A 14,575-nucleotide genomic window follows, 5' to 3' on the forward strand; every position below is an offset into this window, starting at 1 on the left:
ATAAGGTCGGAGCATTAAGACGAACGCCGATGGGCTCTATTCCAAGGCCCTGGATTTATTTTGCGGGACGGGGAATAACCTTCAACGCCGGACGTCTCTCTAGTCCCAGCGTAGTGATCAGCCAGACACCCATGCATGAACTCGACGAACAGTTACGCGAACTCATCCCCAGGTTGCGGCGTTTTGCCGTGTCCCTGACGCGCAACAGCAGCAGCGCCGATGACCTGGTGCAATCGACCCTGGAGCGCGCGATCGTCGCCTGGGCCGATAAACGTATCGAGGGCGACCTGCGCGCCTGGCTGTTTTCGATCCTCTACCGGCAGTTCCTCGACGCCCACCGCCGCAACCGCCGCTATGCGCGCATGCTCGAATTCTTCACCGGCCGCGATGACGTGCAACCTTCGGTAGAACGCACGGTGCTGGCCCAATCCACCCTGCAAGCCTTCGACCAACTGAACACCGAACAGCGCGCCCTGTTGCTGTGGGTGTCCGTCGAGGGCTTGAGCTACAAGGAAGTGGCCGAGATCCTCAAGGTGCCCATCGGCACCGTAATGTCACGCCTGTCCCGCGCACGCCAAGCGTTGCGTCAGCTCAGCGATGGCGAAATGGCCGGCCCTGCCCTGCGGAGACTCAAATGATCAGCCTGCCCCCCAGCGAACGCGATTTACATGCCTACGTCGATCACCAATTGCTCGACACTGATCGCCGTGTGCTTGAAACCTGGCTGGCCAGCCACCCCGAAGTGGCGGCCCGGGTACAGGCCTGGCAACAAGATGCGCAGTTGCTGCGCGCGTCGTTGAGCGGCGCCCTGCAACAGCCGCACAACCCGGCATTGGACCCGGCGCTGATTCGCCAGCGCATCAAGAAACAGTCCCGTCGGCACTTGGCCACGGCGGCGTTGTTGCTGATCGCCGTGAGCCTCGGCGGGGTTGGCGGTTGGCACGCCCGTGAAGCCACCCAGCCGCCACTGTTGCCGATGACCGACGCCATGCAGGCCTACCGCCTGTTTGCCCAGGACGGCATCATGCCCGCCGACTACAACGCTCAGGACCCTGGCACCATGCAGGCCTGGCTCGACCGTTATTTCAACCAGGCCCATCGCCTGCCCGACCTGAGCCAAGCCGGTTTCAAGCCGGTCAGCGGGCGCCTGCTCACCACCGACCAAGGCGCGGCAGCCATGGTGCTGTACCAGGACGCGCAAGGCCGGCGCATCAGCTTCTATATCCGCCCGCCGGGCCCGAACAACGGTTTCCTGCCTCGCGGCAGCCGCAGTGCCGATGGCTTGCAGGCCGACTACTGGTCGGGCGGCGGCTACAACTACGCGATGGTCAGCCCGGTGGATCAGGCCGCCGCGTTGCAGACGCCATTCTAGAAACCGACGTCCAGCACCACGTTATCCAGATAGGTGCCAGCCGGCGGCGTGGGCTGGTCGGTGTAGACCTTGGCGTTGTAGTTGTACACCTGGCTGCCATTACCCAAGCCGTTGCCGGGATTGACCTCGGCCGTGGAGCTGGCCCGCCGCGCCGCGCCGACACTGCCCCAACGCGTGGTGCCGGCACTTTTGAAAATGTCATAGGCCAGGTAATTGCCGCCGGAAACCATGCGCCGCCGGCCGCCGACACTCACCGGGTTCTGGCCATCGCTCAAGCCCACGGTATAGGCGCTGCCCTTGGTGCAGGCGATGTTGATGGTCTGCCCGCTCACCGCACTAAACCCACTGACCACCGGCGCGCTGCCGAAGCTGATATTCGGGGCGGTGATCTGGCAATCGTTGGTCACGGTCATGCTGACGGTCAGGGACGCCGTGCCGCTGCCAATGTCACGTCCCAGGCAAATGCCGCCAAGGCCGATCCCCGAGCAATAATTCCACACCCAGGCGATGCTCAATGTCTCGGTGTACACCCCGGCGGCGACGTTGCTGCCAGTGATGCTGCTCAGGTATAACGGCACAGTTTTCGCGCCGGGCCCGGCGATCAGGCCGATGCTCTGGGCGATGCCGCCAGCGCCGCCGAAATCGAATTGGCTGCCACGGGTGATGGGATAGCTGGTGCTGTTATTGCCATAAATCGTGTAGCTGATCACATCACCGGTCGGCCCGACCAAACCGGTCTGGGGCGAGGTGATCGTGGCGTAAAAGTGGTCGGTGGACACCAGCAGCGATATCAGCGCCGAGGTGCAACTCAACCCTGAGTTGGCCGTAGAGCTGGTTTGCGCGGCGGTGCGCACCGTCATCGAACTGGTCGAACCAAAACTGGCCGGCACGGTGGACACCACCGAACACGCCGCCATGGCCTGCCCGCAAAACAACAAACCCACGCCATACAACCCTACGCTGCCCCTCACCTGAACACTCCCTGTTCAATCCCTCATTGGCACACTAATGGCCCGATCAAGGGCACGTCCTGTTGCTGCTCGTCCATATCGAAGGTTGCCTGGCAGGTGCGGCCCTCTCCCAAAGTGACCTGCAAGGTGTTGTGGGCGCTGAGGTTTTCCAGGTACACCAGGCCATCCCAGCCGACCACCGCCTGGGTGTTGCTTTGCTCGTGCACCACCAGGCTGCCCAGCGGCAACTCCTGATGCTGGCGGTCCACCAGGGTGATGCTTGCAGCGAGCACCCGGCGCAGGGGGAATTCCAGCAGGTAGCCACTGCCTCGGCGCACCGACACGCGCTGTTCCACATTGGGGCTTTGCACATTCGCCGGCAGGTTCAACGGGTCGATCTCGTATTTGCCGCGGTAATAGGCACTGCTCCACGGCACCAGCAAATGGCCATTGCGGTCGGTCTGGCCCACTAGCTGGTTTTCGTAGCGCACCGGAATCCCGGCAAAGCCCTGGGTGCTCACGACCACAAAGGCGTCATTGATGCGGTTGGCGGCAAAGGTTTCGCCGCCCATCCACACCAGTGAGCCGCTGGCATCGGCCCAGCGCGTCATGGCCTCGCTGCTGCCGTACACGCCGGCCTGCAACTGCACCGACTGCAAGCGCCAGGTCAGGTCGGCCTGTCGATAGCTGGGGGCATCGCCCTGGGCATAGCCGAGGTTGTAGCCCACCCCGCCTTCGCTGGGCACCGCGCGGCTGTAGTTGATGCGCTGGCGACTGGCGCCGTCCTTGCTGCGCTCGGTACTCAAGGCCAGGCTGCCGTTGAGGTCGAACGGAATGACCAGTTGCGCCTGCATGGCCCAGTTGCTGTCACCGATTTCGCGGTTGGCTGACAGATAAAAGCTGGTGTTACGCCACAACGGTTTGCTCCAGCTCAGGTTGAGCAGGCGCGTGCGCGAGTCGTCCGCCGCCTGCACGTCGAAATAACCCAGGCCCAGGCTGCCGAAACGTTGGAGGTTGAGGCTCAGGGTCACCTGCTCGCTGCGCTTGCTGAGGCTGGCGTAAGGGGTATCGACCAGGGTCAGGTCGGCGTAGTCGTCGCGGCGCTCCACCCGTTGGTACATAAAGCTGTAGCGCGTGCTGTTGTACTGGTAACCGAGGCTCAGTTGCTGGCCCGTGCGGCTGTCGAACTGGCTCTGGCTGAGGGCGGTATTGAGCACGCCGAAGTTGCCCAGGCGCAGGTTGCCGCCGAGCCCACCGAGGGTCAGGTCGCTGGAGGCTTCGGCGTGGCTTTCCAGGGTCAGGTTATCGGAATAGCCGTAGCGGAACGTGCCACTGGCCACGCCCGGCCCGTAGCCGAAGTCCCGCAGGGTGTAGTCACGGCGCAAGGTACCGGCGGCCAGCGAAAAATCCGTCAAGCCTTGTTGCAGCAAGGTGCTGGTGACGTAGAACGGCACCGTGGTCGACACTTGGCGTCCCAGGGCGTCGGTAGTAACCACCACGGCCTCGCCGGCACCGTTGATGAACGGGATGTTGGTCAGGGTGTAGGGGCCGGGTTGCAACTGTGCGCTGTCGGATTTATAGCCGTTGATAAACAGATCCACCGACGACGGCACCGCCGCCTCACCGGCAAACTGCGGCAAGGGGTACGTGACCAGGTCGGGGCGCACGGCAAAATCCCGGGACAGTTGCACCCCGCCCAGGCGCACCGAACTGCTCCAGGGCAGCGCGCCGCTGATCACGTCGCCAGCCTCGTAGGTCAGCAGGCGCTCATCGTCGGAGAAACGCCAGGTGGTGTCGTAACGTCGGTAACCATTGTTGAGGGTACCGCCGCTGACTCCGTCGGACAGGGTCTGGCGCAGTTGCCCGGTGTTGGACAAGGTGCCCCAGGTGTCGAACAGCCGCACTTCGTTCCACGCCGCGAGGTAACTGCCGCCGTCGTCGGTGTCATTGAAATACACGTCATAGTTGAGCAAGGCGCCGAAGCTGCTCATGGCCTGGGTACGCGGATAGGTATTGCGGTTGCCGATGAACTGTTCCTGCAGCCAGGAAGGCGGCACATCCAGCAGCAGGCGCTGGCCGTTGCTGTCGTAGTCGCTGTGCAGGCCCGGCACCTGGTCCAGGGCCACACTGCCGACGGGCTCACCGGGCAGTTTCATGCCCACGTCCTGCAACGCGCTGGCCGGCACAAACAGCTGGCCGGCGCGCTGCTCGACCGCGATAACGCGGCCGGTGTCCATCTGGTTGACCACCAGTTCCAGAAACAGCTGTGCATCGGCAACTGCCTCCATGCTGCCGGGCGGCGGCGGCAAGTCGCCCGCCATCGCTGCGCCCCACAGCCCGCTTGCCACTGCCACCGACGGCCATAAAACCCGAGCCCAACCACGACTCACCATGGCGTTGTGTCCTTCAATGGACATCTCCATCCTGTGAAAACCCGGGCGTGTGCCCGTTGCGCTACATAACGGTTAGCGCTTGGGCGCCAGGCTCTCCAGTTGCGGCGCGCCGTTGACCCTGACCTGCAACGGCTGGTCGGCCGATACGGCGTCCGGCACCGGCCAACGCATGCTCGCGCCCGGCAGCACATAGCCGAGCAAACCGTCCACCAACGGCCGGGTCTGCCCGCCCTGTTTGAATGACGCATCGGTAAGCCGCGCATGCACGGCGCCCTGGTTGCGCACCTCGATGTAGTTGCGCCCTGCCACGTTGACCTTTTGCCAGCTTAACTGCGGCTTGCCAGCGCCCTTGGGATCGCGCTGCCGGGTAGCGTCATCTTTGCTCCACAAGCCGGCGCCGTAGGCAAACAGCGGCACCGAATAACGCATCTGAAAGCGAATCGCCGCCGCCGTGTTCTTGCCCTCCGGCGGCGCCGGCACCTGCAACGCCGAGGGGATTTCATCAATGATGATGCGATAGGCCAACTCCTGCCCCGGCGGCACTTCCCGGGTGCGGGTCAGGCGCACCAGTTGCTTCTGGCCCGGCTCGATCTTGGCCACCGGCGGGCTGCCGATCACATCGCGCTGGTTCTGGTACTGCTCGTCAAAGCCATTCTGGCTCCAGGCAAACACGCGGATCTGCAGGTTGGCGGTCTCGGTGCCACGGTTCTCCAGCCACAGCGCGCTGGCCTGTTGGTCAGCCTCCAGCACCGGGTCGATGGGCCAGATCAGCACCGAACTGGCCGCCTGTACAAACCCTGCCGAGCACAACGCCCCCAAGGCGAAACCCGCGGTCCATAACCGTCGCAAAGCACAACCCATGACACCCCTCCTTAAAACCGTTAGCCCTACCACGTCAGCTGCACCTGCAGCGTGTCGCTGTACGTCCCCCCAGGCTGATTGCCCGGTAAAACCACCCGCCCGTAAATCGGCAGGCTGATGTTGCTCGCATCGCTGTAGGTCACGCTGACGCTCTGGTTGATCCCCAGGCTCTGGCTGAACGCCGCATCGCGAAACAATTGGTAAGCCACCCGCGCGCTGCCACTGTTGAGCTGCAAATTGCGCCCGGTGCTGCTGTACAGGCCGCCATCCACGCTCATGCTCAGGGCCACGCCCGGTGTGCATTGCAGGGTTACGCCGCCAGTGAGAGCCGCTGTGACCGTGCTGGTGGCCAGGGCCGAATAGCTGCCGTAGGCCAAGGTGCCGTAGTTGGCGCCGCCGCCCACGATCAGACAGCCCGGCGTGATGGTCGCACTCACCTGGAAGCTCTGGTTGACCACCGCCGACAGCGGCAACGGTATCGCCAGGCCGATGGCGAGCAACACCCTGGGCCACATCGTTAGAACGTCAGTTCCACGGCCACGGTGTCGGTGTAGGTGCCCGCCGGCAGTCCCGCCTTGCCCACCGCCCGGCCGTAAAGGTTGACGGTCTGCGCCACGCCGGTACTGGTGGCGAGGGTCACCACGCCGTCAATCGCCAACAGCGCTGAACGCCCGCTGTCAGTGTAGAAATCGTAGGGCACGAAGTTACCCACGCCATCGGCCAGCGCACGGGTGCCACCGGCGGAAGCACCGTCGTGGGCGCCGGCACGCACCTTGATCGTTGGCGCGGTGCCAGCCGAACACAGGATCGACAACGCCCCGCCGGTACCGGTGCCGCCGAGCAGCTGGGCGTCGGCATTGGTAAACAGGCTGTTGGTGGTGCCGAAGTTCAAGCTACCGAAATTCAACCCGGTGGCCGCCCCGGAGCCGTTGACCTGGCAACTGGCGATCAAGGTCAGGCTGGAACTGATCTGCCCGGTCACCGTGGTCGCCGCGTTCAGGCTGGACGCCAGCCCCAGGCCCAGGGCACAGAGGCCGATTCGCGATACAAGTACATGCATGATATCCATCCTCATGGTTTACCAATCCAGAGTCACCGTCAGGGTGTCTGTGTAGAGGCCGGCCGGTAGGGCCCTGGTATTCGCCACCACGGAACCGAATACCGGGATCGGTACCTGGGTGCCCTGGGTCACGACGAAATTGCGTTGCTGGCCGATCCTGTAGGCACTGCGCCCCTGGGGGTCAGCCGACAGTCGATAGGGAATGGTCTGGCGGCCATTGCTCAGGCGCCGCGTGGTCCCGTCGCCGTTAGCACCCCCGTCGATGGTCACCGTGAAACTGCTGACCACCGAAGGATTGCAGGACACCGACAGCGGCGCCTTGTCGCCATCGGAGATCGCCGCGTCCAAGGTCTCGTTCCACGTCGGCCCCTGGCTGCCAAAGTCCAACAGCGCGGTGCCGCCTTCGGGTGTGACCGGCGCGGTTTCCACGCCCTTGCTCACTTCGCAACTGGCGGTGATTACCAACCGCGCATGGACCTGGCCGTTGACCACCGCCGCCTGCGCGTCATCCGCCAGCAACAGCAGGCCACCCAGGGCCGTCACGGCCAGGTAGCGGCTTACCATGTGACCGTGACCTTGAGCAGGTCGGAATAACGGCCGACGGCGGGGATGTCCTTGAGCGGTTCGATGCGCCCATACAGCGGCAGGTCGACAGAGCCAGTGTCCGGCACGCGGCCACTGATCGGCACGTCCACCGGCAAGGGGATCAGCCGCGCGGCGTCAGCATAGATTCGATAGGGAATGGGCCGGCTGGAGGGCGCCGGATTGGCGAGATAACGCACTTCGCCGGCGCCGCCATGCAGGCCGCCGTCAACGCGCATTTGGTAAGGCGTGTCGGGGTTACATTCCAGGCGCGGCTGGCGCTGGCTGATCAGGGCCGCACTCAGGGGGCCGGCCGGGTCATCCAGACGCGGGCCGCTGCCGAAATCCAATACGCCAAGTTGCTCGATGCCCGCATTGCGGGTGGTGCCCACCAACTGGCAACCCCGCTGCACGTCGATGCGCACCTGCACCTGGAGTTGCGCAGCAAACACCGTGTTGCAGAGCATCGTGCCCATGACAGCCAATACCGCCGGTCCCTTCACAGCCCCAATTCCTTATACAGGGGTGACAACTGTGTATGAGGTTAGCCAGTTAACGCGAAAGTGCCAGTTTGCAAGGCTTGGGGCCCTTCACTATTGGTCAAATGGCATCGGGCGTCCTACAGTGAGCGACCACCGTAATACAGAGTGTTTATTCTTGGCCGTGCTTGCCCTGCTCCAGCGCCTGCTGGGTAAAAAAACCGACGCCTCGGACGCCTCGCCTATCCCGGCGTATTTTAAAAAAAAGGCCGAACAACAGGGCTATACCCTCAGTGATGGGCAAATCCGGGCGATTACCGCCCTGAATCGCGAAGCTCAACACCTGCTCAACGGCCAGGCCACGCGCAGCCTGTACCTGCATGGCCCGGTGGGGCGTGGCAAAAGCTGGCTGCTGGATGGATTTTTCCAGGCACTGCCCATCGCCGAGAAGCAACGTGTGCATTTCCACACTTTCTTCGCCCGGCTGCACCAAGGCATGTTCCTGCACCGCGGACATGATGATGCTCTGGGCGTCACGCTGGACGAGCTGCTGGCCGGCTGCCGAGTGCTGTGTTTCGACGAATTCCATGTGCACGACATCGGCGATGCGATGCTCATCAGCCGTTTATTCAAGGCCCTGTTCCAGCGCGGTGTGCTGGTGTTGGTGACCTCCAACTACCCACCCGAAGGCTTGCTGCCCAATCCGCTGTATCACGAGCGTTTCAAACCGGTGATCGAGCTGATCGCCGCGCGCATGGAGGTGCTGGAAGTCAGTGCGCCTCAGGACTTTCGCAGCCTGGCCCAGGCCCACGCGCAACAGCGCTTCACGGGCGGCCAGTACGTCTGGCCAGGTACCGCTGGCCAGCGTGAAAGCCTGGGCCTGCCTGCCACAGATTGCCCGGCGCAAACCCTGAAGGTCGGCACTCGGCAGTTAACGTGCCGAGGCCATCAGGCACGCACCATCGCGTTCACCTTCAATGACCTGTGCGAACAACTCACGGCGGTCATGGATTACCTGTTGTTGTGCCAGGACTTCGACCACTGGATCATCGACGGCCTGCCGCAGTTGGCCGAATGCCCCATCGCCGTGCAACAGCGCTTTATCAACCTGGTAGACGTGCTCTACGACCAGGACAAGCAAGTGACGCTGATCGGCCATCAGCCCTTGGATAAATGCCTGGAAGGCCAAGCCATCGACCTCGCCCGCACCGCCAGTCGCCTGCGCCAATTGCAGACGCTGTGCCCGCAAACCGCGTCCGAGCCGCTATCATGAGCGCCTTTTACGCCCTCTTCCGAGCACCGCGCCCTGCATGAATACCCTCGCCCAACTCAAGGCTGGCCAATTGGCTGGCGTTACGCGCCTGGACCTGGCCTGCGGGCTGACCGAGTTTCCCCGGGAAATCTTCGAACTGGCCGACTCGCTGGAAATCCTCAACCTCACCGGCAACGCCCTGAGCAGCTTGCCCGACGACCTGCACCGCCTGACGAACCTGCGCGTGCTGTTCTGTTCGGACAACGCCTTTACCGAACTGCCGCAATGCCTGGGCCAGTGCGCCAAGCTGAGCATGATCGGCTTCAAGGCCAACCAGATCAGCCAGGTAGCCGCCGCTGCCCTGCCGCCACAATTGCGCTGGCTAATCCTCACCGACAACTGCATCCGCCAATTGCCCGATGAACTGGGTCAGCGCCCGTTACTGCAAAAGTTGATGTTGGCCGGTAACCAGTTGACCGACCTGCCGCCAAGCCTGGCCCAGTGCCAAAACCTGGAGTTGATCCGTATCGCCTCCAACCGCCTCACCCAACTACCGCAGTGGCTGCTGACCCTGCCGAGCCTGACCTGGCTGGCCTACGCCGGCAACCCGGTGGAAATGGCCGTGCAGGTGAGCAGTGATGAGGCGACGCCGAACATCGCCTGGCAGGAACTGGACATGGGCGAAGTCCTTGGCGAAGGCGCTTCGGGGATTATTCGCAAGGCGCTGTGGAAACCCCGGGCGTTGCCGGTCGCGGTCAAGCTGTACAAGGGCACCATCACCAGCGACGGTTCACCGCTGCATGAAATGCAAGCCTGCATCGCTGCCGGCCTGCATCCCAACCTGATCAAGGTTGAAGGGCGCGTCGTCGGCCATCCCGATAACCAGGCCGCCCTGGTGATGGAGCTGATCGACCCCAGTTACCGCAACCTCGCAGCCCTGCCGAGCCTGGCGTCGTGCACGCGGGATGTCTACGCACCCACCACCCGTTTCAGCCTGGACGTGGCACTGCGCATGGCGCGGGGCATTGCTTCGGTGGCGGCGCACCTGCATCGGCACGGCATTACCCATGGTGACCTGTATGGTCACAATATTTTGTGGAACGCAGAAGGTGATTGCTTGCTGGGAGACTTTGGCGCGGCCTCCTTCCATGCCACGGCGGACACGTTGGAAACCCGTGCGCTGCAGCGTATTGAAGTGCGCGCGTTCGGAGTGTTGCTGGGGGAATTGTTGGCGCGGGTTGAGGCCAGTGACGAAGGCTTGCAGGCACTGCAACAACGCTGCTGCCAGCCGGATGTGCTGGCGCGGCCGAGCTTTGAAGAAATTGAGGTCTTGCTCGAATCTATGCAACACCACTAAACCAATGTGGGAGCGGGCTTGCTCGCGAATGCGGTGGAACAGCCAATACATCTGTTGACTGTCACACCGCATTCGCGAGCAAGCCCGCTCCCATAGGTTGACCGCGTGTACTCAGATAAACATCAGCCCGCCAGGCCGACAAACATATCCTGCACATCATCATGGTTGTCCAGGCCTTCCAGGAACGCCTCGACTTCTGCCATCTGCTCATCGGTCAAACCGCTGACCGGGTTCTTGGAGATATAACCCAGCTTGGCCGACAGCACGGTGAAGCCCTGCTCCGGCAAGGCCTTCTGCACAGCATCCAGGTCGGTGGTTTCGGTGATGAACAAGGTGGCGCCTTCTTCACCCTCTTCAAAGTCCTGGGCGCCCGCTTCGATAGCGGCCATTTCCGGATCAGCGTCCGGCGTGTCCGGCGATGCTTCGATCAGGCCCACATGGTTGAAATCCCAGGCCACCGAACCGGAAGCGCCCAGTTGGCCTTTGCGGAAGGCCACGCGGATTTCCGCCACGGTGCGGTTGATGTTGTCGGTCACGCACTCGACGATCAAAGGCACCTGGTGCGGCGCGAAACCTTCGTAGGTCACGCGGTGGTATTGCACGGTCTCACCGAGCAGACCGGCGCCCTTTTTGATTGCGCGGTCCAGGGTTTCCTTGGGCATCGAGGCTTTTTTGGCCTGTTCCACCACCAGGCGCAGGTGCGCGTTGGTCGCGGTATCGGCGCCGTTGCGGGCGGCGATGGTGATTTCTTTCACCAGCTTGCCGAAAATCTTGCCCTTGGCATTGGCTGCCGCTTCTTTATGTTTGACTTTCCACTGTGCGCCCATGACTCACTCTCTTATTTCCATCGCGCCGAAACGTCTACTGGCCGGCGCTTTGGGGGCAGAGTTTATAGCGCGAGAACGCTTCGTTCCACCAAAAAACCGGCCAGGGTACTCAGGTGCGCAAGGGTTTGATCACCGCATTGCGGTCCGGCACAAAATCCCCCGCCTGGGCCAGTACGGCGGGCCTGGCATTCCAGTAGGGCATCAGCACCAACGAAGAAAACAGCGCCGCACCGGCAAACACGATAAATACCGTCACGGTATCGAAATAGCCTGGCAGCAAACCACCCAGAATCGCCCCCACCGAACCGCAGCCGTTCACAAAACCCGCGGCGGTAGCGCCGGCCTTGGCGGTGCCGAAGTCGATGGCCGCCGTGCTGCTGATCATTGAGTCGGGCCCATACAGCGTCAGCCCCATGACAAACAGCAACGTCATCACCAGCACCACACTGCCGGTGTGCAGCGCGCCCATGAAAAGCGCCAGGGCAACCGTCAGCGCCAACAGGCTCAGCACACAGGCGGGCATGCGCCGGGCGCCGAACAGTTTGTCGGAGGCCAGGCCGATCAACACTGGCCCCAGTAAACCAGCCAACTCAAACGCGGTGGGCACGATGGCGGCGCCGACCTTGCCCACCGACGGCATCTGCTCGTAGACGATCACCGGCCCCCACAACAGAATCGCGTAGCGCGCCGGCTTGAGCAGGAAGTACGCCAGCCCCAGGGTCAACACTGTGCGGTTACGCAGGATCGCGCGCAGGGGTTCGAGTACGCTGACGCGCTGCTGGGCGGCCAACTGCTCGGCGCTCAGCACCGGCTCAGGCTCGACTGCCGGCAAGCCCACATCCTGCGGGGTATTGCGCTGGAACATAAAGAACAGCACGGCCACCACCGCTACCACTGCGGCACTGGAAATAAACGCCGCATGCCAACTACCGATCAGCGTATAGGCCCACCAACCGGCAAACGGTGACGCGACCAATCCGCCGAACGCGTAACACGAACTCCATAACCCCAGCACCCGCCCCCGCTGCTGGGCCGGGAAGAAACTGCCGAGGTTCTTGCACAGCCCCGACCAGCCAGTGGACTGGGCCAAGCCCTGTACCAACATGCAGGTAACAAAGATCGGCAAGGTGGCAAAGGTGCCCATCACCAGCGCTGCGCCTGCGGAAATCAGCAAGCCACCGAGCACCACCACCCGTGGTCCAAAGCGGTCGGCAAGCATGCCCCAAGTGAACTGGCCTACGGCATACGCGGCGAGGTAGAGCCCATCCAGGTTGGCCATCATCATTTTGTCGAGGGGGAAACTCGGGTCGTCGCCGATCCCCAGCTTCGCCACTGAAAACGCTTTGCGGGTGAAATAGAACGCGGCATACGCCAGCCAGGTGATGGCAAAAATCTGCACGCGCCAACGCTTGATGCTACCCATAGGGATATTCATGGTGGTTCTGACCTCAGGTGTGAGTGTGCCGGCAGAATCGAAAGAAAACGCCTGTTGTTTTTATGGTTGAGCACTGCAATGCCGGGCCTTGGAGCGCGCGGTATTGGTCAGATGGGTGCGGTGTGCCTGCCCCCATGGCAGCCGTGGTTGTAGGACTCAACCTACGGCGACTGAGGCGCATGAAAGCAATGGCTGACTCATAGGTAAAATCGATTTATCGTATTTCAAATATAAGCCCAGCTTGTAAGAGGACGCGCCATGTCGGTTTCCCATGCCCAGCTCAAAGCCTTCCATGCGGTGGCCATTCACGGCAGTTTTACCGGGGCGGCCGAACGCCTGTTCCTGACCCAGCCTGCGATTTCCGACCAGGTGCGCAAACTGGAAGAGCGCTTCGGCGTGTTGCTGTTCCACCGCAACAAGCGCTCGGTGCGCCTGACCGATCTGGGTGAGCGCCTGCTGGGCATCACCCAGCGCCTGTTTGTGATCGAAGCCGAAGCCGAAGAATTGCTGCAGGATTCGCGCGCCCTGCTCACCGGCACCCTTACCCTGGCGGTGGATGCACCCGTGCACGTACTGCCGCAGATTGCGCGCTTCTGCCAGCGCTACCCTGGGATCAGCGTGAAAATCGAAACCGGCAACACCGATGAGTCGCTGTCGCGCCTTTACAACTACCAGGCCGACCTGGCGCTGTTGGGGCGCGATGTCGATGATCCGCGCCTGTTGTCACTGCCGCTGCCCGACGATCAACTTCTGGCTTTTGTCGCACGTGACCATGCCTGGGCCGGGCGCGAATCGATTTGCCTGGCCGACCTCGATAACACTCCGCTGGTGCTGCGGGAAACCGGCTCAGTCACCCGTCAAACCCTGGAGCAGGAAATGCGCCAGGCCGGCCTGCGCATTCGCCCGGCCATCCAGGTGGAAGGCCGCGAAGCCGCCCGGGAAGCCGTGGTGGTGGGAATTGGCGTGGGCGTGGTGTCGGCGGCAGAGTTCGGCGCCGACGCGCGGGTATACGCCATGCCGATCCGCGATTGCACACAACGCATGAAAGAAACCCTGGTGTGCCTGAAAGAGCAGAGTTCACGCCGCGTGGTCGCGACCTTCCTGGAGATCGTGCGTGAGAGCCTTCACGCCAACTCGAAAAACGCCTGAATCAAGCGCAGCGAGCGGCGCCGCTCCATGCAGCCGAGCATGTGCCGGTTCAGCAGGCCATCGCCCAGGATCGGTACCGCCTGTACACGCGGGTCCGGGCTGACCTCCATCGACGACACCACGCCCACCCCTAACTCTGCCGCCACCGCTTCGGTCACGGCTTCACGACTGTCCAGTTCCAGCAGCACTTTGGGTTGCACATTCGCCGCAAGGCACGCGTCATCAAAGGTGCGCCGGGTGATAGAACTGGGCTCGCGCAGCACCATGATCACCTCATGCAGCTGCGCCAGTTCAATACCGCTGGCCTGCCTGGCCCATGGATGCGCAGCCGGCACCAAGGCGCAAATCCGTGACTCGTCCAGGGGTTGCAAGTGCAGGCCATTGCGCGGCTCCACCTCGGTGAGCACCGCCACATCGGCATGTTCGGACAGCAGCGCCGCCAGGGTTTCCTGAGCATTGCCCAAACGCAGGTTCACGGTAATGCCAGGGTAGCGCGCGCGCAGGCTGGCGATCATCGGCATGACCAAATGCGGGCCGTCCGCCGCCACTTCCAGGCGCCCGGTGAGCAACTGGCGGTTGGCCTCCAGCATGGTTTGCGCCTCGTCGACCAAACCGAAGATCGCCCGCGTGATGGCCGCCAGGCGTGCGCCCTCCTCGGTCAACTCCACCCGGCGGGCGGTGCGGCGCAACAGCGGGATCTGGTAGTGCTCCTCAAGCGCCTTGATATGCCCGGTCACCGCCGGCTGGCTGATAAACAGCCGAGCCGCCGCACGGGTAAAACTGCCCTCGCGGGCCACGGCATCGAATGCACGCAGTTGAAAAAGGTTCATCGTTATCGGCCTCACTGATAGCTCGCAT

The 14,575-nt window shown here is 62.9% G+C and carries 15 protein-coding genes; 5 read left to right on the forward strand and 10 right to left on the reverse strand.

Translation table 11 applies throughout. The features are described 5' to 3' along the window. Positions 1-131: 131 nt before the first annotated feature. Together RHM69_RS08410 and RHM69_RS08415 are read left to right on the forward strand one after the other, a co-directional pair. Entirely contained in the window at positions 132-638 is a 507-nt protein-coding gene (locus RHM69_RS08410; RefSeq protein WP_014718963.1) for a sigma-70 family RNA polymerase sigma factor, read from the forward strand. After that, the gene (locus tag RHM69_RS08415) at positions 635-1,372 is read left to right on the forward strand and encodes an anti-sigma factor family protein (RefSeq protein WP_103451648.1); all 738 of its coding nucleotides are present in this window, start codon (positions 635-637) and stop codon (positions 1,370-1,372) included. The genes RHM69_RS08410 and RHM69_RS08415 overlap by 4 nt, the downstream gene beginning before the upstream one ends. Here RHM69_RS08415 and RHM69_RS08420 read toward each other — a convergent pair. From RHM69_RS08420 to RHM69_RS08450, 7 genes are all read right to left on the reverse strand, one after another. After that, positions 1,369-2,289 carry a spore coat U domain-containing protein gene (locus RHM69_RS08420; RefSeq protein WP_200599348.1) on the reverse strand — a complete coding sequence of 307 codons (921 nt, stop codon included), beginning with the start codon at positions 2,287-2,289 and terminating at the stop codon, positions 1,369-1,371. The genes RHM69_RS08415 and RHM69_RS08420 overlap by 4 nt on opposite strands. Before the next feature lie 77 nt (positions 2,290-2,366). Then, positions 2,367-4,715, reverse strand: coding sequence for a fimbria/pilus outer membrane usher protein (locus RHM69_RS08425; RefSeq protein ID WP_168224557.1), 2,349 nt, complete (start codon positions 4,713-4,715; stop codon positions 2,367-2,369). Positions 4,716-4,787: 72 nt separating this feature from the next. Further along, entirely contained in the window at positions 4,788-5,576 is a 789-nt protein-coding gene (locus RHM69_RS08430; RefSeq protein WP_014718967.1) for a molecular chaperone, read from the reverse strand. Between the two features lie 26 nt (positions 5,577-5,602). Then, positions 5,603-6,091: a spore coat U domain-containing protein gene (locus tag RHM69_RS08435; protein WP_014718968.1), complete on the reverse strand. Its 489-nt coding sequence runs from the start codon at positions 6,089-6,091 to the stop codon at positions 5,603-5,605. A gap of 2 nt (positions 6,092-6,093) precedes the next feature. Then, the gene (locus RHM69_RS08440; RefSeq protein WP_200599265.1) at positions 6,094-6,636 is read right to left on the reverse strand and encodes a spore coat U domain-containing protein; all 543 of its coding nucleotides are present in this window, start codon (positions 6,634-6,636) and stop codon (positions 6,094-6,096) included. An 18-nt stretch (positions 6,637-6,654) separates the two neighbouring features. After that, a complete protein-coding gene (locus RHM69_RS08445; RefSeq protein WP_014718969.1) occupies positions 6,655-7,200 on the reverse strand; it encodes a spore coat protein U domain-containing protein in 546 nt (181 codons plus the stop codon). Then, complete coding sequence (locus tag RHM69_RS08450; RefSeq protein WP_093114405.1) at positions 7,194-7,685, reverse strand: spore coat U domain-containing protein; 492 nt, start codon at positions 7,683-7,685, stop codon at positions 7,194-7,196. The genes RHM69_RS08445 and RHM69_RS08450 overlap by 7 nt, the downstream gene beginning before the upstream one ends. Positions 7,686-7,875: 190 nt before the next feature. On the opposite strand from RHM69_RS08450, the gene zapE reads away from it, so the two are divergent. Together zapE and RHM69_RS08460 are read left to right on the forward strand one after the other, a co-directional pair. After that, on the forward strand, positions 7,876-8,970 hold the full coding sequence (gene zapE, locus RHM69_RS08455) for a cell division protein ZapE (RefSeq protein ID WP_200599266.1): 1,095 nt from the start codon (positions 7,876-7,878) through the stop codon (positions 8,968-8,970). 37 nt (positions 8,971-9,007) lie between these two features. Continuing rightward, positions 9,008-10,306: a protein kinase gene (locus RHM69_RS08460; RefSeq protein ID WP_200599267.1), complete on the forward strand. Its 1,299-nt coding sequence runs from the start codon at positions 9,008-9,010 to the stop codon at positions 10,304-10,306. 122 nt (positions 10,307-10,428) lie between these two features. Here the strand turns inward: RHM69_RS08460 and RHM69_RS08465 are convergent, their stop codons facing one another. Together RHM69_RS08465 and RHM69_RS08470 are read right to left on the reverse strand one after the other, a co-directional pair. Then, entirely contained in the window at positions 10,429-11,133 is a 705-nt protein-coding gene (locus RHM69_RS08465) for a YebC/PmpR family DNA-binding transcriptional regulator (RefSeq protein ID WP_003192227.1), read from the reverse strand. A gap of 109 nt (positions 11,134-11,242) precedes the next feature. Next, entirely contained in the window at positions 11,243-12,568 is a 1,326-nt protein-coding gene (locus tag RHM69_RS08470) for an MFS transporter (RefSeq protein ID WP_020302353.1), read from the reverse strand. 258 nt (positions 12,569-12,826) lie between these two features. Between RHM69_RS08470 and RHM69_RS08475 the strand changes: the two genes are divergently transcribed. After that, positions 12,827-13,717 (forward strand): LysR substrate-binding domain-containing protein, encoded by an 891-nt coding sequence (locus RHM69_RS08475; protein WP_014718974.1) that lies wholly within the window; start codon positions 12,827-12,829, stop codon positions 13,715-13,717. Here RHM69_RS08475 and RHM69_RS08480 read toward each other — a convergent pair. Next, positions 13,693-14,547, reverse strand: a complete 855-nt coding sequence (locus RHM69_RS08480; RefSeq protein WP_014718975.1) for a LysR substrate-binding domain-containing protein — start codon at positions 14,545-14,547, stop codon at positions 13,693-13,695. The two genes, RHM69_RS08475 and RHM69_RS08480, sit on opposite strands and share 25 nt — an antisense overlap. Positions 14,548-14,575: the final 28 nt, after the last annotated feature.

Origin of the sequence: Pseudomonas sp. CCI1.1, assembly GCF_034348165.1 — a bacterium.
GTDB lineage: Bacteria > Pseudomonadota > Gammaproteobacteria > Pseudomonadales > Pseudomonadaceae > Aquipseudomonas > Aquipseudomonas paracarnis.